Origin of the sequence: Streptomyces sp. NPDC001549 (assembly GCF_042894025.1) — a bacterium.
Classification (GTDB): domain Bacteria; phylum Actinomycetota; class Actinomycetes; order Streptomycetales; family Streptomycetaceae; genus Streptomyces; species Streptomyces kutzneri.
This window is the reverse complement of sequence record NZ_JBIAVJ010000003.1, coordinates 322,910-340,070: the sequence shown is the minus strand read 5'-3', so window position 1 is coordinate 340,070 and position 17,161 is coordinate 322,910. Positions and strand designations below refer to the sequence as shown.

At 71.8% G+C, this 17,161-nt stretch carries 13 protein-coding genes; 7 read left to right on the top strand and 6 right to left on the bottom strand.

Annotated features, from left to right (window positions below):
- Position 1: 1 nt before the first annotated feature.
- Genes ACFY04_RS07045 through ssd form a run of 4 tightly spaced genes read right to left on the bottom strand, consistent with a single transcriptional unit; the run spans position 2 to position 3,919 of the window.
- On the bottom strand, positions 2-778 hold the full coding sequence (locus tag ACFY04_RS07045; protein ID WP_389114636.1) for a type II secretion system F family protein: 777 nt from the start codon (positions 776-778) through the stop codon (positions 2-4).
- The gene (locus ACFY04_RS07040; RefSeq protein WP_389114635.1) at positions 778-1,662 is read right to left on the bottom strand and encodes a type II secretion system F family protein; all 885 of its coding nucleotides are present in this window, start codon (positions 1,660-1,662) and stop codon (positions 778-780) included. The genes ACFY04_RS07045 and ACFY04_RS07040 overlap by 1 nt, the downstream gene beginning before the upstream one ends.
- Positions 1,659-2,807, bottom strand: a complete 1,149-nt coding sequence (locus tag ACFY04_RS07035) for a TadA family conjugal transfer-associated ATPase (RefSeq protein WP_314242609.1) — start codon at positions 2,805-2,807, stop codon at positions 1,659-1,661. The genes ACFY04_RS07040 and ACFY04_RS07035 overlap by 4 nt, the downstream gene beginning before the upstream one ends.
- Entirely contained in the window at positions 2,804-3,919 is a 1,116-nt protein-coding gene (ssd, locus tag ACFY04_RS07030) for a septum site-determining protein Ssd (RefSeq protein WP_389114633.1), read from the bottom strand. The genes ACFY04_RS07035 and ssd overlap by 4 nt, the downstream gene beginning before the upstream one ends.
- Positions 3,920-4,459: 540 nt before the next feature.
- Between ssd and ACFY04_RS07025 the strand changes: the two genes are divergently transcribed.
- Complete coding sequence (locus ACFY04_RS07025; RefSeq protein WP_314242613.1) at positions 4,460-5,344, top strand: HAD-IB family hydrolase; 885 nt, start codon at positions 4,460-4,462, stop codon at positions 5,342-5,344.
- 390 nt (positions 5,345-5,734) lie between these two features.
- On the opposite strand, the gene ACFY04_RS07020 is transcribed toward ACFY04_RS07025, so the two are convergent.
- A complete protein-coding gene (locus ACFY04_RS07020) occupies positions 5,735-6,556 on the bottom strand; it encodes an oxidoreductase (RefSeq protein ID WP_389114631.1) in 822 nt (273 codons plus the stop codon).
- A 109-nt stretch (positions 6,557-6,665) separates the two neighbouring features.
- Between ACFY04_RS07020 and ACFY04_RS07015 the strand changes: the two genes are divergently transcribed.
- On the top strand, positions 6,666-7,688 hold the full coding sequence (locus tag ACFY04_RS07015) for an ATP-binding protein (protein WP_389114630.1): 1,023 nt from the start codon (positions 6,666-6,668) through the stop codon (positions 7,686-7,688).
- Here the strand turns inward: ACFY04_RS07015 and ACFY04_RS07010 are convergent.
- Positions 7,642-8,949 carry a hypothetical protein gene (locus tag ACFY04_RS07010; RefSeq protein ID WP_389114629.1) on the bottom strand — a complete coding sequence of 436 codons (1,308 nt, stop codon included), beginning with the start codon at positions 8,947-8,949 and terminating at the stop codon, positions 7,642-7,644. The genes ACFY04_RS07015 and ACFY04_RS07010 overlap by 47 nt on opposite strands.
- A gap of 236 nt (positions 8,950-9,185) precedes the next feature.
- Between ACFY04_RS07010 and ACFY04_RS07005 the strand changes: the two genes are divergently transcribed.
- The 5 genes from ACFY04_RS07005 to ACFY04_RS06985 all read left to right on the top strand — a co-directional run bounded on the left by ACFY04_RS07005 (position 9,186) and on the right by ACFY04_RS06985 (position 16,956).
- The gene (locus tag ACFY04_RS07005; protein ID WP_389114627.1) at positions 9,186-11,627 is read left to right on the top strand and encodes a SulP family inorganic anion transporter; all 2,442 of its coding nucleotides are present in this window, start codon (positions 9,186-9,188) and stop codon (positions 11,625-11,627) included.
- Positions 11,628-11,787: 160 nt separating this feature from the next.
- A complete protein-coding gene (gene acs / locus ACFY04_RS07000; protein WP_389114626.1) occupies positions 11,788-13,785 on the top strand; it encodes an acetate--CoA ligase in 1,998 nt (665 codons plus the stop codon).
- 262 nt (positions 13,786-14,047) lie between these two features.
- Positions 14,048-15,481 carry a Na+/H+ antiporter NhaA gene (gene nhaA / locus ACFY04_RS06995; RefSeq protein ID WP_389114624.1) on the top strand — a complete coding sequence of 478 codons (1,434 nt, stop codon included), beginning with the start codon at positions 14,048-14,050 and terminating at the stop codon, positions 15,479-15,481.
- Positions 15,482-15,541: 60 nt separating this feature from the next.
- The gene (locus tag ACFY04_RS06990; protein ID WP_389114623.1) at positions 15,542-16,000 is read left to right on the top strand and encodes a phage holin family protein; all 459 of its coding nucleotides are present in this window, start codon (positions 15,542-15,544) and stop codon (positions 15,998-16,000) included.
- Positions 15,997-16,956 carry an alpha/beta fold hydrolase gene (locus tag ACFY04_RS06985; RefSeq protein WP_389114621.1) on the top strand — a complete coding sequence of 320 codons (960 nt, stop codon included), beginning with the start codon at positions 15,997-15,999 and terminating at the stop codon, positions 16,954-16,956. Before ACFY04_RS06990 ends, ACFY04_RS06985 begins: the two co-directional genes overlap by 4 nt.
- Positions 16,957-17,161: the final 205 nt, after the last annotated feature.

Genomic DNA, 17,161 nt, shown 5'->3' with positions numbered 1-17,161 from the left:
TTCAGGTGTTCGAGAGAAGTCCCGAGGCCATACCGATCACCACCGGCGCGACCCCGGTCGCGAGAAAAGCGGGGAGAAAACACAGCCCCACCGGTGCGGTGACGAGGACCGCCGCCCGCTGCGCCCTCGCTCCCGCCGTGCGGGCCCGGTCCTCCCGCAGCCCGGACGCGAGCCGGGAGACCGGCTCCGCCGCGGGCGCCCCCGTCCGCGCGGCCCGTTCCAGGCAGTCCGCGAGCGCCCGGGCACCCGGTATCTCCGCCAACCTCCCCCACCCGGCGCCCGGTTCGCCGCCGAGCCGCAGCTCCGCCCCGGCCCTGGCCAGCCGGTCGCCCACCGGGCCCCCCAGCGACTCGCCCACCACCTCGGCGGCCTCCACCGGGCCCGCCCCGGCCGCCAGGCACGCGGCCAACAGATCCGCGGCGAACGGCAACTGACGCTCCGCCTCCCGTGGGTCCACTCCGGCCGGCGGCCGCGTCCTGGCCTGCCACCACCGCACACCGAACGCGGCCAGGCCACCGGCCGCCACACCCGTCACCCCGCCCACGAGCACCCAGCCCGCCAGCAGCGCCCCGGCCGGCCCGGCCCATGCGGCCACCGCACCCCTCAGCGCGGAGCCGACCACCGGTGCGCGGAGCCGCGGTCCGGCTCCGAGCAAGGCCGCGGTCCTGCGTCCAACCGCCCGCGTCCGGACCCGCGCCGTCACCGCCGACACCAGCCACAGCGCGACCACGGCCAGGCAGACGGGGATCCCCAGCCTGTGGACGAGGAAGCCGCCCATCACCGCTCCCCCGCCCGAACGATCCGCCGGCACCACAGCAGCCCGAGCGCCTCCAGCACCCCGCCGGCCAGCAGGCAACCCCATCCCATCGGCGTGTGCAGCAGCACCCGCAGCGGATCCGCGCCCAGCCCGGTGCCGATCAGCAGTCCCACCAGCGGCAGCAGGGCAAGCACCAGCACCGTCGACCGGGCCCCCGCCAACTGGGCCCGGAGCGACTCCAGCCGGTCCCGCTCGGCCCGCAGGGCCCCCTCCAGCCGTTCCAGTCCGGCGGCCAGTCCCGCACCGCCGTCCACCGACACCCGCCAGCAGGCCGCCATCCCGGCCAGTCCCTCCGCCCCGGGCTCCCGCGCCGCCTGGCGCAACGCACCGGGCACGTCCCCGCCGAACGCCGCGGCGGCCAGCACGCCCGTCTCCGCCGCACCCGGCCCGCCGGGCCCGACGGCCGTCCTGCGCATCGCGGCCGTCAGCGCCTGCCCGGGCTGAGCGCCCGCCCGCAGCTCACCCACCACCGCCCCGCACAGGGCCACCACCTCGGCGGCGCGCGCCGCCCGGGCCCGCTCCCGCTCCCTCACCCGCAGCCACCGGCGCACCAGCGGCACCGCCGCCGCCCCCGCCAGCAGCGGGATCAACGACCCGCCGAGCACCGCGACCACCAGCCCCGCAGCGAGGCAGACCCACTCCCGCCACCGCGCCGCCCGCACCCGTACGGCGATCAGCAGCCGCTCCCGGCGCAGCGGACCGACCGGAACCAGCGGACCGCCTCCGGCGAGCACCACCTGGACCCGCCGGGACACCCGGTCGCCGCCGGCCAGCCCCCAGGCGGCCGCCCCGGCGCACAGCACCCCGGCGAACAGCGGCACCGGCAGCCCCGCTCCCGCGCTCACCGGACGCCTCGCAGCAGCGGGCGAAGCCGTTCCCAGCCGCGCTCCCGTACGAAGCCCCGAGCGGCCCAGCGCAGCGCCGGTACGGTGACCACCAGTCCGGCGGCGTCGCGCTCCAGCACGTGCACTTCGGCCAGCCGGCGCCGTCCCTCCCGGTCCCGGACCAGGTGGAGCACCAGGGTCAGCGCCGCGGCCAACTGGCTGTGCAGGGCCGCCCGGTCGAGCCCGGCGGCCGTCCCGAGCGCCTCCAGCCGGGCAGGGACATGGGCCGCGGCGTTGGCGTGGACCGTCCCGCAGCCCCCCTCGTGGCCGGTGTTCAGGGCGGCGAGCAGGTCCGCCACCTCGGCGCCCCGCACCTCGCCCACCACCAGCCGGTCGGGCCGCATCCGCAGCGCCTGGCGGACCAGGTCCGCAAGGGTGACCAGACCCGCCCCCTCCTGGTTGGCGGGCCGGGTCTCCAGCCGCACCACGTGCGGATGGTCGGGTCGCAGCTCGGCCGAGTCCTCGGCCAGCACGATCCGCTCGCCGGGACCGACCAGCCCCAACAGGGCGCTGAGCAGGGTGGTCTTGCCCGTTCCGGTGCCGCCGGAGACGAGGAACGACAACCGGGCCTCGACCATGTCCCTGAGCAGCCGGTGCCCGCCCGGCGGCAGTGTCCCCGCTGCGACGAGCTCCTCCAGCGTGAACGCCCGCGGCCGCACCACCCGCAGCGAGAGGCAGGCCGAGCCGACCGAGACCGGGGGCAGCACGGCATGCAGCCGGGTGCCGTCGGGCATCCGGGCGTCCACCCAGGGCCGGGCGTCGTCCAGGCGCCGCCCCGCGACGGCGGCCAGCCGCTGGGCGAGCCTGCGCACGGCCTCGGGGTCGGCGAAGGTCACTCCGGTCAGCTCCAGCCCGCCACCGCGGTCCACCCACACCCGGTCGGGGGCCGCCACCAGCACATCGGTGACCTCCGGATCGGCGAGCAGTGCCTCCAGCGGGCCTGCGCCGACCAGCTCGGACCGCAACTCGGCCGCCACACCGAGCACTTCGGCGTCCCCCAGCAGCCTGCCCTGGGCCCGCAGGGCCGCCGCCACCCGCGCCGGGGTCGGTTCCGCCCCGGTCTCGGCGAGCCTCCGGCGCACCGCGTCCAGGAGCACCGCGCTCATGCCGGCACCCCCTGGGCGGAGCCGAGTGCGCGCTGCCAGAAGCCGTCGCAGAAGCGGGCCAGCGCACCCTTCGCCTGCGTCCCCGGCGGTTCACCCTCGGCCACCCGCCCCGGGAGTCCCACCTCGACCGGCACCTCCCCGGCCAGCGGCGCCCCCAACAGGTCGGCCACGGATTCCGGTTCGAGGCCGCCCGGGCAGCGCCCCCGTACGACGACCCGCACGTCCCGGGCCACCATCCGCACCCCGGCGGCCACCCGGCCGGCGGCGGCCACCGCCCGCAACTCGCCCGGCACCACCATCAGCACCAGGTCGAGCTGGGCCAGCACCTCGGCCACGGGTTCGTCGACCCGCCGCGGGAGGTCGACCACCACCACTCCGCCCCGGCGGCGCGCGGCGGCCACCACGGACCGGATCGCGGCGGGCGGCACCACCACCCGGTCGCCGCGGTCCCAGCTGAGCACGCGAAGGTCGTGCAGCTCGGGCAGGGACTCCTCCAGCGCTCCGGCGCCGACCCTGCCCCGCGAGGCCGCGAAGTCCGGCCAGCGCAGACCTTCGGCGCTCTCGCCCCCGAGCAGGACGTCCATGCCGCCGCCCAGCGGGTCGCCGTCGATCAGGATGGTCCGTTCCCCGGCGCGGGCGGCCCGTACGGCGAGCGCGCAGGCGAGGGTGGAGGCTCCGGCGCCGCCGCTGCCGCCGATCACCCCCACGGCGAGGGCTGGCCGCCCGGCCCCCTCCACGACATCGGCGATGCGGTCGACGAGCCGGCTCTCGGCGTCGGGGAGCCGCAGCACCTCCTCGGCGCCGATCTCCACCGCCCGCTGCCACACATGGGGGTCGTCCAGGTCCCGGCCGACGAGGAACACCCCGGCCCTGCGCGGTGCCCCGCGCACCCGTCGGGCGGCGTCGTCGCCCACCAGCACGAGCGGTGCGGACTCCCATCCCGCGTTCCCCGCCTCCACGCCCGTCCCGACGGCCCCGCCCTGCCCGGGAACCGTGTGCCGCACATGCGGTTCGGCACCCGCCGCGGCACACAGCCTCAGCAGATCGTCGAGCAGCAGCGGGTCCTCGGTGATGATCAGCGGCCGCCCGCCACCGGGTGCGGATCCGGCCATGGATCCGGGTCCGGGGCCCGCCCCGAGGCCTGTCCCCCTTCCGCCGACCACGGACTCCGGCGATTCACACGACTTCGATCGCGCCACGATCTCCGCCCCCTTCTCACTGCAAATGCTTCCGCCACGGACTTCGCGGCTGGAATCACCGTGCAGCGATCAGGAAAAACAAGTGGATCTTGTTGGATAACTGTGGACAACCCATCGGTTGTGAATAACCCGGTCACCCTCTCAGGTGAGTTCCGGAGCGCGGCGGAACCACTACGCACCGTCACGAATCTGATGTGGTGAGGGCCTTCGCCGCGTCGGCCCCGCGCAAGAGGAAGGGCCGGAGGATGGTTACTTGGGGCCGAAGGCAGGGACGCGAACCGCGTCCGGACATGCGACGACCCCCGCCGGGGGGGAGAGCGGGGGTCGTCCCCACGGTCCGACTCGGGGGGGGGAGGAGCCAGACCGGGTTAGCACGGTCGCGAACGATCCGTGACTTCCATGGTGTACCCGAGAGCCTTCTCAGGCAAACCCACGCGCCACACCTTACGCCGAATGGTGGGCGCATATGCTCGGGGCGTGGAAAATCAGCCCTTGCCGCACTCCTCGCCTCGCACCGCAGCCTTCTTCGACCTGGACAAGACGGTCATTGCGAAGTCGAGCACCTTGACGTTCAGCAAGTCCTTCTACCAAGGCGGCCTGATCAACCGGCGAGCCGTGTTGCGCACCGCGTACACGCAGTTCATCTTCCTGGCCGGCGGCGCCGACCACGATCAGATGGAACGGATGCGGGAGTACCTGTCCGCCCTCTGCAAGGGGTGGAACGTGCAGCAGGTGCGGGAGATCGTCGCCGAAACCCTGCACGACCTCATCGACCCGATCATCTACGACGAGGCCGCGTCCCTGATCGAGGCCCACCACACCGCGGGCCGCGACGTGGTGATCGTGTCCACCTCCGGCGCGGAAGTCGTCGAGCCTATCGGGGAGATGCTCGGCGCGGACCGGGTCGTCGCCACCCGCATGGTCGTGGGTGAGGACGGTTGCTTCACCGGCGAGATCGAGTACTACGCCTACGGGCCCACCAAGGCGGAGGCGGTACGCGAGCTCGCGGAGTCCGAGGGGTACGACCTCACCCGCTGCTACGCCTACAGCGACTCGGCCACCGACATCCCGATGCTCGAAGCGGTCGGACACCCGCACGCCGTCAACCCCGACCGGGCGCTGCGGCGGGAAGCCGTGGCGCGCGAGTGGCCGGTCCTGGTCTTCAACCGGCCCGTCCGGCTGAAGCAGCGCCTCCCAGGGCTGTCCATGCCGACCCGGCCCGCCCTGGTCGCCGCGGCGGCCGTGGGCGCGGCAGCCGCCACGGCCGGGCTGGTCTGGTACGCGAGCCGGCGCCGCGCCAATGCACTGGCCGCGGCCGGCTCTGCCCGAATGTCCTGACCTGCACGGATAAGGCCTGTCCGGTTCGCCCTCGGTCGTCCCGGAAAGTAAAAAGTGGAGCTAGGGGTTTCGCTTGGCTCCGAAGCGGAGTACAAATAAAGCAACGGCCCGCGAGACCAAAGAACATCCGAGAGGATCATCTTTAAAACGCAGTAAGGCCCACGGACCGAAGCATGAGCGCCGAGCACCCACGCGACGTCGACCCGTCGATTACGGGCCAGCCGCACCAGGTAACGGGCAAAGACCCCGACCTGATGGGCAACTATCGAGGACGCTTGGTAACTGGGCGTAAATGCCAGCGGCGACACCAAAGCAAGACGGTGTCGCCGCAACCCATGTCCGGGGTCCGAAAGTCTCGGATCACGGGGCCCAACGGGTGGAACAGGCGGCTCAGGCCGCGCCGCGCTGCAGGGCTTCGCAGACCGCCGTCGACTCACGGACACCCAGCTCGACCGCCCGGCCGCAGTGCGCGATCCAGGCGGACATGCCCTCCGCGGTCCCGGAGACGTAGCCCCCGAAAGCGGCCAGGTAGGCATCGCTCCCCTGCTCCGCGTGACCGACCTCCGCCGGGCAGATGGCCTTCGGGTCCAGACCGCTGTTGATCAGGACGATCCGCTCGGCCGCCCGCGCGACCAGCCCGTTGTACGAGGCGAACGGACGCAGCGCCAGCAGTTCGCCGTGCACCACCGCGGCCGTGATCAGGGCCGGGGCGGAGCCGCCCGCGATGATCAGGCGGGACAGCCCGTCGAGGCGGCCCGCCACCTCCTCGGCGCTCGGCAGCGGGAGTCCGACCAGGGGTTCGGTCACCGGCTCGCCCGCCAGCCGGGGGCGGCCCACCACATCGCCGTCCGCCGTCGACCCGCACGCCACCAGGTGCAGCCGCGCCAGGACCCGCAGCGGCGACTGCCGCCAGATGCTCAGCAGCTGGCCGGCCTCCGCCGTGAGCCGCAGCGCCGCGCCCACCGTCAGCGCCTCCGGCTCCGACCCGAAGTCGGTCCGGCGGCGCACCTCCTCCAGCGCCCAGTCCGCACCGGACAGCGCCGCGCTCCCGCGGGCGCCGCGCAGGGCGGCCTCCGAGGTGATCTCACCGCTGCGGCGACGCATCACCCGGTGCCCGTAGACGCGGTCCACGGCCTTGCGTACGGAATCCACGGACTCGGCGACACCAGGCAGCCCGGCCAGGGGGGCCAGCGGATCAGAAGCGCTACTCATAAGTAGGGAGCCTACGCACTGCGCACCCATAGCACCGACCCCTCCTTGGAGTGGTCTTCTTCACTCACCTTGACAACACAGTGCTATCGAGCCGCTACGCTTGGTGAACATGAAGATCGCTTTCGTAGGAAAGGGCGGCAGCGGCAAGACGACCCTGTCCTCCCTCTTCATCCGCCACCTCGCCGCCAATGAAGCCCCTGTCGTCGCGGTGGACGCCGACATCAACCAGCACCTGGGCGCCGCGCTCGGGCTCACCGAGAAGGAGGCCGCCGAACTGCCCGCCCTCGGCGCGCACCTGCCGCTGATCAAGGAGTACCTGCGGGGTTCCAATCCGCGCATCGCGTCCGCCGACACGATGATCAAGACCACCCCGCCCGGCCGCGGCTCGCGCCTGCTGCGCGTCACCGAGGACAACCCGGTGTACGAAGCCTGCGCGCGCACGCTCCTGCTCGACGGGGAGCCCGTACGGCTCATGGCCACCGGGCCGTTCACCGAGTCCGACCTGGGCGTGGCCTGCTACCACTCCAAGGTCGGAGCGGTCGAGCTCTGCCTCAACCACCTGGTCGACGGTCCCGACGAGTACGTGGTCGTCGACATGACGGCAGGCTCGGACTCCTTCGCCTCGGGCATGTTCACCCGCTTCGACGTGACCTTCCTGGTCGCCGAACCGACCCGCAAGGGCGTCTCCGTCTACCGCCAGTACAAGGAGTACGCGCGGGACTTCGGGGTCGCGCTCAAGGTCATCGGCAACAAGGTGCAGGGACCCGAGGACATCGAGTTCCTCCAGGACGAGGTGGGCGAGGACCTGCTGGTCACCGTAGGGCACTCCGACTGGGTGCGGGCGATGGAGAAGGGCCGGCCGGCCCCCTTCGAGCTCCTGGAGGCGTCCAACCGGTTCGCCCTCCAGGAGCTCCAGGACGCCGCCGACGACTCGTACGCGCACCGCGACTGGGCCCGGTACACGGAGCAGATGGTGAGTTTCCACCTCAAGAACGCGGAGAGCTGGGGCAACACCAAGACCGGGGTCGACCTGGCGGACCAGGTCGACCCCGGCTTCGTCCTGCGCGAGGGGGCCGAGGCGCTCGTCAGCCCTCGTCCGCACTCCCCCCGGCCGGCTCCGCAGCCGGCTTGACGCCCGCGGGGGCGGCCGGCACCGCCGGCGGCCCCGCGGTCAGGAACTTCGCCCAGCCCTCCTTCGGCGCCTCGCCGACGTCGAGGGTGCGCATCCACTCCAGGGCCTTCGGGTCCTGCGCGTCCAGCCAGTCCGCCAGCTCCCGGAACGGGACGCAGCGGACCTCCTTCTGGGTGCACATGGTCTGGATGGACTCCTCGACGGCGCGCATGTAGGTGCCGCCGTTCCAGGACTCGAAGTGATTGCCGATGATCAGCGGCGCGCGATTGCCCTGGTAGACGCGGTCGAAGGCCTCCCGCAGGCCGTCGCGCATCTGGTCACCCCAGTAGGCGTGCTGGGAGGGGTCACCCTGTGAGGTGGTCCCGGACTGGTTGACCATGTAGTTGTAGTCCATGCTCAGGGTGTCGAAGGCACGCCCCGGCATGGGCACCAGCTGGAGCGGGATGTCCCAGAGCCCGTCGGTCTTCTTGGGCCAGATCTGCTTGCTGATGCCGCTGGAGTCGTAGCGGAAGCCCATGTCCTTCGCCGCCAGCATGAAGTTCTTCTGACCTTCGAGGCAGGGCGTGCGGGCGCCGATGAGCTCCTTGTCGTAGTTGAAGGGGAGCGCCTCCTGGTCCTTCAGGCCGGAGTTGGTCTTCCAGTTCTTGACGAAGGACTTGGCCTGGTTGATCTCGCTCTTCCACTCCTCCACGGACCAGGTGCCGACGCCGCCGTCGGGGCCGCAGAAGTGCCCGTTGAAGTGGGTGCCGATCTCATTGCCCTCCAGCCAGGCCGAGCGGACCTGGGTGGCGGTGTCCTTGATGCCCTGGAGGTCGCCGAAGCCGATGTCGGAGCGGCCGGGCTCGTGCTGGGGCGCCGTATAGAGGGAACGTTTCTCCTCCGGGAGCATGTAGACGCCACTGAGGAAGTACGTCATACGGGCGTTGTACTTCTTGCCGACCTCGCGGAAGTGCGAGAAGAGCTTCTGGCTGTCCTCGCCGGCCCCATCCCACGAGAACACCACGAACTGTGGCGGCTTTTCGCCGGGCCCCAGCTTCTGCGGCTTCTGCACGTTCGGCTGCATGCCGGTGAACGCGGTCGAACCGTCACCGATGGGCCGGTTGACGCTGCCCGGAGCCTCCGGGGCGGCGGCCCCCTTCAGCGCGTTCGGGGCTCCAGGAGCCGGAGACTTGGCGGGTTCCGAGGCGCTGCACCCGGCGGCTCCCAGGGCCAGCGCCGTGGCGACCAGGCCGCCGGCGATCTTCTTCGTGGCGGCGATCATCCGCCCCACCTCTCCCTCGCAGTTCCATCGCAGGACTTCCGCGCCGCAACGTCCCATGCGGTCCGCTCGAGAGGAGATATGACAAGCCGTACAAAATGCTTAATCACCCTTGAGTGCTAACTTATAGGCCATTTGCCCGTATTATTCACCGCTCACCTTTACTCTCCATTACCATCCATTTACCGAGTGTTGAGACTCCCGCCGCTTCATCCCTCCCCCAGAGGAGACGGGAACCTATGCCAGCCACCTCCCCGACACGCACCACCCAAGAGATCCGCAAGGACCTTCCCGCAGATCTCTCCGCCTCCATCGCCGTCTTCCTGATCGCCCTGCCACTCTCGCTCGGCATCGCCCTGGCCACCGGCGCCCCGCTCCAGGCGGGGCTCGTCGCCGCGGCGGTCGGCGGGATCGTCGCCGGGCGGCTCGGTGGCGCTCCGCTCCAGGTGAGCGGGCCCGCCGCCGGACTCACCGTGGTCACCGCCGAGTTGATCCAGCGCTACGGATGGCGCACCACCTGCGCCGTCACGGTGCTCGCCGGCCTCTGCCAGCTCGGCCTCGCCGCCCTGCGCACCGCCCGGTCGGCGCTCATGGTCAGCCCGGCCATCGTGCACGGCATGCTCGCGGGCATCGGCGTGACCATCGCACTGGCCCAGCTGCACATCGTGCTCGGCGGCACACCGCAGAGCAACGCCGTGGCCAACGTCCTCGGACTGCCGGGCCAGTTGGCGGATCTGCACCCCGTCGCGCTGGGCATCAGCGTGCTGACCCTGCTCGTCCTGCTCGGCTGGCCCCGGCTGCCCGGCCGGGTGGGCCGGGCCCTGCGCAAGGTGCCCGCGGCGCTCGCCGCCGTCGCCACGGCCACCGCCTTCGCCGCACTGGCCGGGCTCAGCCTGCCGCGGGTGGACCTTCCGTCGTGGCGCAGCCACGCCCTGCCCGAACTGCCCGAGGGGCCGGTCCTCGGCCTCATCGCCGCCGTACTGACCATCACCCTGGTCGGCAGCGTGGAATCGCTGCTCTCCGCCGTCGCGACCGACAAGCTGATCGCCTCCGAGCGGCGTACGGGCAATCGCCCGCCGCGCGCCGACCTCAACCGGGAACTGCGCGGCCAGGGCGCGGCGAACATCGTCTCCGGCGCGCTGGGCGGGCTGCCCGTCACGGGCGTGGCGGTCCGCAGCGTGGCGAACGTCAAGTCCGGTGCGGCCAGCCGGAAGTCGTCCATGCTGCACGGACTGTGGGTACTGCTCGCGGCCGGGCTGCTGGTCCCGGTCCTCGACCTGATCCCGCTCGCCGCGCTGGCCGCGCTGGTGATGGCGGTCGGCGTCCAGATGGTCAACATCACGCACCTGCGCAGTGTCACCCGGCACCGGGAGGCCCTGGTCTACGGCACGACCATCGTCGCCGTGGTGCTCGGCGGGGTCCTAGAGGGCGTGGCCATCGGTATCGCGGTGGCCGTCGCGCTGGCCCTGTACCGGCTCACCCGGACCCGGATCACCGTGGAGCGACTGGACAGCGGGGCCCACCGGGTGCGGGCGCGCGGGCAGTTGACCTTCCTCGCGGTGCCCCGGCTGAGCCGGGTGCTGAACCAGATCCCGCACGACGGGCACGCGGTGGTCGAGCTGGACGGCTCGTTCATGGACCACGCGGCCTACGAGACGCTGCACGACTGGCAGGATTCCCACCTGGCGCACGGGGGCTCGCTGGAGGTCACCGGCCGCGCCGGATCGTCGGCGCGGCTGCCCGAACCAGTGACCGGAGCCGTGCCCGGAACCGCCCCCGGCGACGGTCCCGCCGACGGAAGCCACCACGCGGACCGGTCCCGCCGCGCGCCGCAGCGCGGAGTGCATCAGTGCTGCCGCCCCTGGACGCCATGGCAGAACCACTGCGACCACCGCCCCGCGGGTACCCGTACGATCACCGCCGCGGACGCGGCCAAGGCGGCAGCGGCGGCCGCCGAGACGAAGACGGAGGCCGCCGACGGGCCGGCCGGCTCGCCCGCGCCCCGGCGGCGCGGCGCGGGCCAACTGGCCAATGGGATCGGCGCCTTCCAGCGCGACACCGCACCCCACGTGCGGGACGAGCTGGCCCGGCTGGCCCGCGAGGGGCAGCGGCCCTCCCAGCTCTTCCTCACCTGCGCGGACTCCCGCCTGGTGACCAGCATGATCACGGCCAGCGGGCCGGGCGACCTGTTCACGGTCCGCAATGTCGGCAATCTGGTCCCGCTGCCCGGCGCGGAGTCCACCGACGACTCCGTCGCCGCGGCCATCGAGTACGCCGTGGACGTGCTGCAGGTGGACAGCATCACGGTGTGCGGGCACTCGGGCTGCGGCGCCATGCAGGCCCTGCTCTCCTCCACGCCCGGCGCCCCGATGACCCCGCTGCGGCGCTGGCTGAAGCACGGGCTGCCCAGCCTGGAGCGGATGGCCAGTCGCCACCACGCCTGGGCCCGGATCTCGGGCCGGCTCCCGGCGGACGCGGTGGAGCAGCTGTGCCTGACCAATGTGGTCCAGCAGCTGGAGCATCTGCGGGCCCATGAATCGGTGGCCAGGCGGCTCGCCGAGGGCACCCTGGAGCTGCACGGGATGTACTTCCACGTGGGCGAGGCGCAGGCGTATCTCCTTTCCGAGGGCGAGGACTTCTTCGACTGCCGCGTCTTCGACAGCGTGGGCCAGCACGCCTGAACCGATACCCTCCCGTATTCGTGCAATCGTTTGGCCCCTTCCCGCCCTCTGCAGCGGGGAGGGGCCATTCGCACTCCGTTCTCGCGCGGACCGGATCGTGATATAGGTCTAAACCAATTCTCGGCTACCCCTTGTCACCTGGGCCGCTGACTGATGAGCTATGCCCGGGGACACAACGGACACCCTGGGAAAGGGAGATGTCGTGAGCAATGAGAGCCTGGCCAATCTGCTCAAGGAGGAGCGGCGGTTCGCACCGCCCGCCGATCTGGCCGCCGCCGCCAATGTGACCGAGGCTGCGTACGCACAGGCCGACGCGGACCGGCTGGGCTTCTGGGCCGAGCAGGCCCGGCGGCTGACCTGGGCCACCGAGCCGACCGAGACGCTCGACTGGTCGAACCCGCCCTTCGCGAAGTGGTTCGCGGACGGCAAGCTGAACATCGCGTACAACTGCGTGGACCGCCACGTCGAGGCCGGCAACGGCGACCGCGTCGCCATCCACTTCGAGGGCGAGCCCGGCGACAGCCGCGCGATCACCTACGCCGAGCTCAAGGACGAGGTCTCCAAGGCCGCCAACGCCCTGACCGAGCTGGGTGTCGAGGCCGGCGACCGGGTCGCCGTCTACCTGCCGATGATCCCCGAGGCGGTCGTCGCGATGCTTGCGTGCGCCCGCGTCGGCGCCGCGCACTCCGTGGTCTTCGGCGGCTTCTCCGCCGACGCCGTCGCCTCCCGCATCCAGGACGCCGACGCCAAGCTGGTCATCACCGCCGACGGCGGCTACCGCCGCGGCAAGCCCACCGCCCTGAAGCCCGCCATCGACGAGGCCGTCACCAAGTGTCCGCAGGTCGAGCACGTGCTCGTCGTGCGCCGCACCGGCCAGGACACCGCCTTCACCGAGGGCCGCGACGTCTGGTGGCACGAGGTGGTCGGCCGGCAGTCCGCCGAGCACACCCCGCAGCCCTTCGACGCCGAGCACCCGCTCTTCATCCTCTACACCTCGGGGACCACGGGTAAGCCCAAGGGCATCCTGCACACCTCCGGCGGCTACCTCACGCAGGCCGCGTACACCCACCACGCGGTCTTCGATCTCAAGCCGGAGACCGACGTCTACTGGTGCACCGCCGACATCGGCTGGGTGACCGGGCACTCCTACATCGTCTACGGGCCGCTCGCGAACGGCGCCACCCAGGTGATGTACGAGGGCACCCCCGACACCCCGCATCAGGGCCGGTTCTGGGAGGTCGTGCAGAAGTACGGGGTGACCATCCTCTACACGGCGCCCACTGCCATCCGTACGTTCATGAAGTGGGGCGACGACATCCCCGCGAAGTTCGACCTGTCGAGCCTGCGCGTGCTGGGCTCGGTCGGCGAGCCGATCAACCCCGAGGCCTGGATCTGGTACCGCAAGCACATCGGCGGCGACCGCTGCCCGATCGTGGACACCTGGTGGCAGACCGAGACCGGCGCGATGATGATCTCCCCGCTGCCGGGCGTCACCGCCACCAAGCCGGGCTCCGCACAGCGCGCCCTGCCCGGAATCTCCGCCACCGTCGTGGACGACGAGGCGCACGAGGTCCCGAACGGCGGGGGTGGCTACCTGGTCCTCACCGAGCCGTGGCCGTCGATGCTGCGCACCATCTGGGGCGACGACCAGCGGTTCATCGACACCTACTGGTCGCGCTTCGAGGGCAAGTACTTCGCGGGCGACGGCGCCAAGAAGGACGACGACGGCGACATCTGGCTGCTCGGCCGGGTGGACGACGTGATGCTGGTGTCCGGCCACAACATCTCGACCACCGAGGTCGAGTCGGCCCTCGTCTCGCACCCCTCGGTCGCCGAGGCGGCCGTGGTCGGCGCCAACGACGAGACCACCGGTCAGGCCATCGTCGCCTTCGTCATCCTGCGCGGCAGCGCCTCCGAGACCGAGAACCTGGTCGCGGACCTGCGTAACCACGTGGGCAGCACGCTGGGCCCGATCGCCAAGCCGAAGCGGATCCTGCCGGTCCAGGAGCTGCCGAAGACCCGCTCGGGCAAGATCATGCGCCGTCTGCTGCGCGACGTGGCGGAGAACCGCGCGGTCGGTGACGTCACCACGCTCGCCGACTCCTCGGTCATGGACCTGATCCAGAGCAAGCTCCCGGCCGCCGGCAGCGAGGACTGAGGCATAGACCGGGGCACGGGCTGGGAAACGGGCCGAGGCACACCGCCCGGGACAGGCCGAGACACACGGGACACGCCGAAAGGGGCACCCGGCGCGCCGCGCCGGGTGCCCCTTTCGCACTTAAAGTGATGATCACCGGATACGCCCTCGCGTGCACCCTGTAAAATATTGAAAGCGTAAAAAGATCACAGGGTGCGCCGGGAAGTCTGGTCGGCAATGAGCTTCGCCATGCCGTCCAACCGCCCCCCGGAGGTGTCCCCTCGTGGCCGCGCCCAGCCCCACCGACCACAAGAGCCCCAAGCTGCTCGGCCGCCTCTCGCTGCCCGAGCTCCGCTTCGTCGGCGATGCCCTGCGCGCCGAGACCGTCGGCGGCGTGCTGCTGCTCGTGGCCGCGATCGCCGCCCTCCTGTGGGCGAACATCCCCGCCATCTCGGAGAGCTACGCCAGCGCCCAGTCCTTCCACATCGGCCCCGCCTCCCTCGGCCTGGACCTCTCGCTCCAGCACTGGGCGGCCGACGGACTCCTCGCCATCTTCTTCTTCGTCGCCGGCATCGAGCTCAAGCGCGAGCTCGTCGCGGGCGACCTGCGCGATGCCAGAGCGGCCGCCCTCCCGGTGATCGCCGCCCTGTGCGGCATGGCCGTACCCGCGGTGGTCTACCTACTCGTCAACATCGTGGGCAACGGCTCCACGGACGGCTGGGCCGTCCCGACCGCCACCGACATCGCCTTCGCGCTCGCCGTCCTCGCCGTCATCGGCACCTCGCTGCCGTCGGCCCTGCGTGCCTTCCTGCTGACGCTCGCGGTCGTCGACGACCTCTTCGCCATCCTGATCATCGCGGTGTTCTTCACCAGCGAGATCGACTTCCTCGCCCTCGGCGGCGCGTTCGTGGGCCTCGCCCTCTTCTGGTTCCTGCTCCGCCGGGGTGTCCACGGCTGGTACGTCTACGTTCCGCTCGCCCTGGTCATCTGGGGCCTGATGTACAACAGCGGCGTCCACGCCACCATCGCCGGCGTCGCCATGGGCCTGATGCTCCGCTGCACCCGCCAGGAAGGCGAGCAGCACTCCCCCGGCGAGCACATCGAGCACCTGGTCCGGCCGATTTCGGCCGGTCTCGCCGTGCCCCTCTTCGCCCTCTTCTCCGCCGGCGTCTCCCTCTCCGACAAGGCCATCGCCCAGGTCTTCACCCGGCCCGAGACCCTCGGCGTGGTGCTCGGCCTCGTCATCGGCAAGACGGTGGGCATCTTCGGCGGCACCTGGCTGGCCGCCCGCTTCACCAAGGCCGAGCTGAACGAGGACCTCGCCTGGCCGGACGTGCTCGCCGTGGCCTCGCTCGCCGGCATCGGCTTCACCGTCTCCCTCCTGATCGGCGAACTCGCCTTCGCCGACGACCCGGTCCTCACCGACGAGGTCAAGGCGGCCGTCCTGATCGGCTCCCTGATCGCCGCCGTGATCGCGTGCGTCATGCTCAAGCTCCGCAACCGCACGTACCGGGCGCTCACCGAGGCCGAGGAGCGCGACGAGGACCACGACGGCATCCCGGACATCTACGAGGAGCACAACCCCGCGTACCACCTGCGGATGGCCAAGATCTACGAGGACCGGGCCGCGGAACACCGCCGCAAGGCCGAGAACGAGGCCGCCACCTCGCTCCAAACCGCAGCCGGGTCCACCACCGACGGCGACCGTCCGGCATGATCTGACAGACGACGCAGGACAGCCGCGCCGACCGGCAGCAGACGACAGAGGGAGAGAGCGATGAGCGCAGTGGACCAAGAGGCGCAGGGAGCCGAGCGCACACTCGGCCAGCTGGTCGCCTCGGCCACCGCCGAGATGTCCGCCCTGGTTCACGACGAGATCGCCCTCGCCAAGGTGGAGATCAAGCAGGACGTCAAGCGCGCGGGGATCGGCAGCGGTGCCGCGATCGTCGCCGGAGTGTTCGTGCTCGCCTCCGTGCCGATGCTGAGCTTCGCCCTGGCTTACTGGATTCACACCTCCGGGCTCGGCCTGCCGTGGTGCTTCCTCATCGTCGCCGGGGTGTTCTGGCTGCTCGCGGGCGTGGTCGGGCTGATCGCCTGGGCCAAGTTCAAGAAGGTCAAGCCGCCGGAGAAGTCCATCGCCTCCGTCAAGCAGACCGCCGCGCTGGTCGGGACCGTCAAGCCGCACCCGCGGCCGGTGAGTGACAAGGCTGTGGGTGTGGCACGCTCGTCCTCATGACAGCGCCCACGCCGGACTCCAGCGTTCCTCCCACGGCTGCCACGGCGGTACGGCTCGGCCTCCCAGGCGGTCAGACGGTGACGCACCGGGACGTCGCCGCGAACGGCGCCCGCTTCCACGTCGCCGAGCTCGGTGACGGGCCGCTGGTGCTGCTGCTCCACGGCTTCCCGCAGTTCTGGTGGACCTGGCGGCACCAGATGACCGCGCTCGCCGACGCCGGGTACCGGGCGGTCGCGATGGACCTGCGCGGGGTGGGCGGCAGCGACCGCACCCCGCGCGGCTACGACCCCGCCAACCTGGCGCTCGACATCACCGGAGTCGTCCGGTCCCTCGGCGAACCGGACGCCGCGCTCGTCGGGCACGACCTGGGCGGGTACCTCGCCTGGACGGCGGCCGTGATGCGGCCCAAGCTGGTGCGCCGGCTCGTGGTCTCCTCCATGCCGCATCCGCGCCGCTGGCGCTCGGCGATGCTGTCGGACTTCGGGCAGACCCGGGCGAGTTCACACATCTGGGGCTTCCAGCGGCCGTTCGTCCCCGAGCGGCAGCTCGTCGCCGACGGCGGGGCGCTCGTAGGGGAGCTGATCCGGGACTGGTCGGGTCCGCGGCCGCCCGAGGACGAGGATCTGGCCGTGTACCGGCGGGCCATGTGCATCCCGTCCACCGCGCACTGCTCGATCGAGCCGTACCGCTGGATGATGCGGTCGATGGCGCGGCCCGACGGGATCCAGTTCAACCGGCGGATGAAGCGTCCGGTGCGGGTGCCGACGCTGCATCTGCACGGTTCGCTCGACCCGGTGATGCGTACGCGCAGCGCGGCCGGTTCCGGGGAGTACGTCGAAGCCCCGTACCGGTGGCGGCTGTTCGACGGGCTCGGGCACTTCCCGCACGAGGAGGACCCGGTCGCCTTCTCGTCCGAGCTGGTGAACTGGCTCAAGGACCCCGAGCCGGACCGCTGACGCGACGACAGGCCGTTCCGCCGCCGAAAGGGCTGCGGAACGGGCACTGAACGGGGCGCTGAGCGGGCCGCGGACCCGGCGACCGTCCGCTGCAGGGGCGGGAGTTCGATCGTGCGCTTGTCTTACGGGCATTCAATTGCCCGGCGCATAGGCCAATTGGCCGCCCCCGACGGGGTTACGGACCTTGGGCCACGGGCAGAGCTCG

Coding starts and splice junctions, on each gene's coding strand:
- ACFY04_RS07045 (WP_389114636.1), bottom strand. CDS start 778: ATGGGCGGCTTCCTCGTCCACAGGCTGGGGATCCCCGTCTGCCTGGCC.
- ACFY04_RS07035 (WP_314242609.1), bottom strand. CDS start 2,807: ATGAGCGCGGTGCTCCTGGACGCGGTGCGCCGGAGGCTCGCCGAGACC.
- ssd (WP_389114633.1), bottom strand. CDS start 3,919: ATGGCCGGATCCGCACCCGGTGGCGGGCGGCCGCTGATCATCACCGAG.
- ACFY04_RS07025 (WP_314242613.1), top strand. CDS start 4,460: ATGGTGGGCGCATATGCTCGGGGCGTGGAAAATCAGCCCTTGCCGCAC.
- ACFY04_RS07020 (WP_389114631.1), bottom strand. CDS start 6,556: ATGAGTAGCGCTTCTGATCCGCTGGCCCCCCTGGCCGGGCTGCCTGGT.
- ACFY04_RS07015 (WP_389114630.1), top strand. CDS start 6,666: ATGAAGATCGCTTTCGTAGGAAAGGGCGGCAGCGGCAAGACGACCCTG.
- ACFY04_RS07010 (WP_389114629.1), bottom strand. CDS start 8,949: ATGATCGCCGCCACGAAGAAGATCGCCGGCGGCCTGGTCGCCACGGCG.
- ACFY04_RS07005 (WP_389114627.1), top strand. CDS start 9,186: ATGCCAGCCACCTCCCCGACACGCACCACCCAAGAGATCCGCAAGGAC.
- acs (WP_389114626.1), top strand. CDS start 11,788: ATGCCCGGGGACACAACGGACACCCTGGGAAAGGGAGATGTCGTGAGC.
- ACFY04_RS06990 (WP_389114623.1), top strand. CDS start 15,542: ATGAGCGCAGTGGACCAAGAGGCGCAGGGAGCCGAGCGCACACTCGGC.
- ACFY04_RS06985 (WP_389114621.1), top strand. CDS start 15,997: ATGACAGCGCCCACGCCGGACTCCAGCGTTCCTCCCACGGCTGCCACG.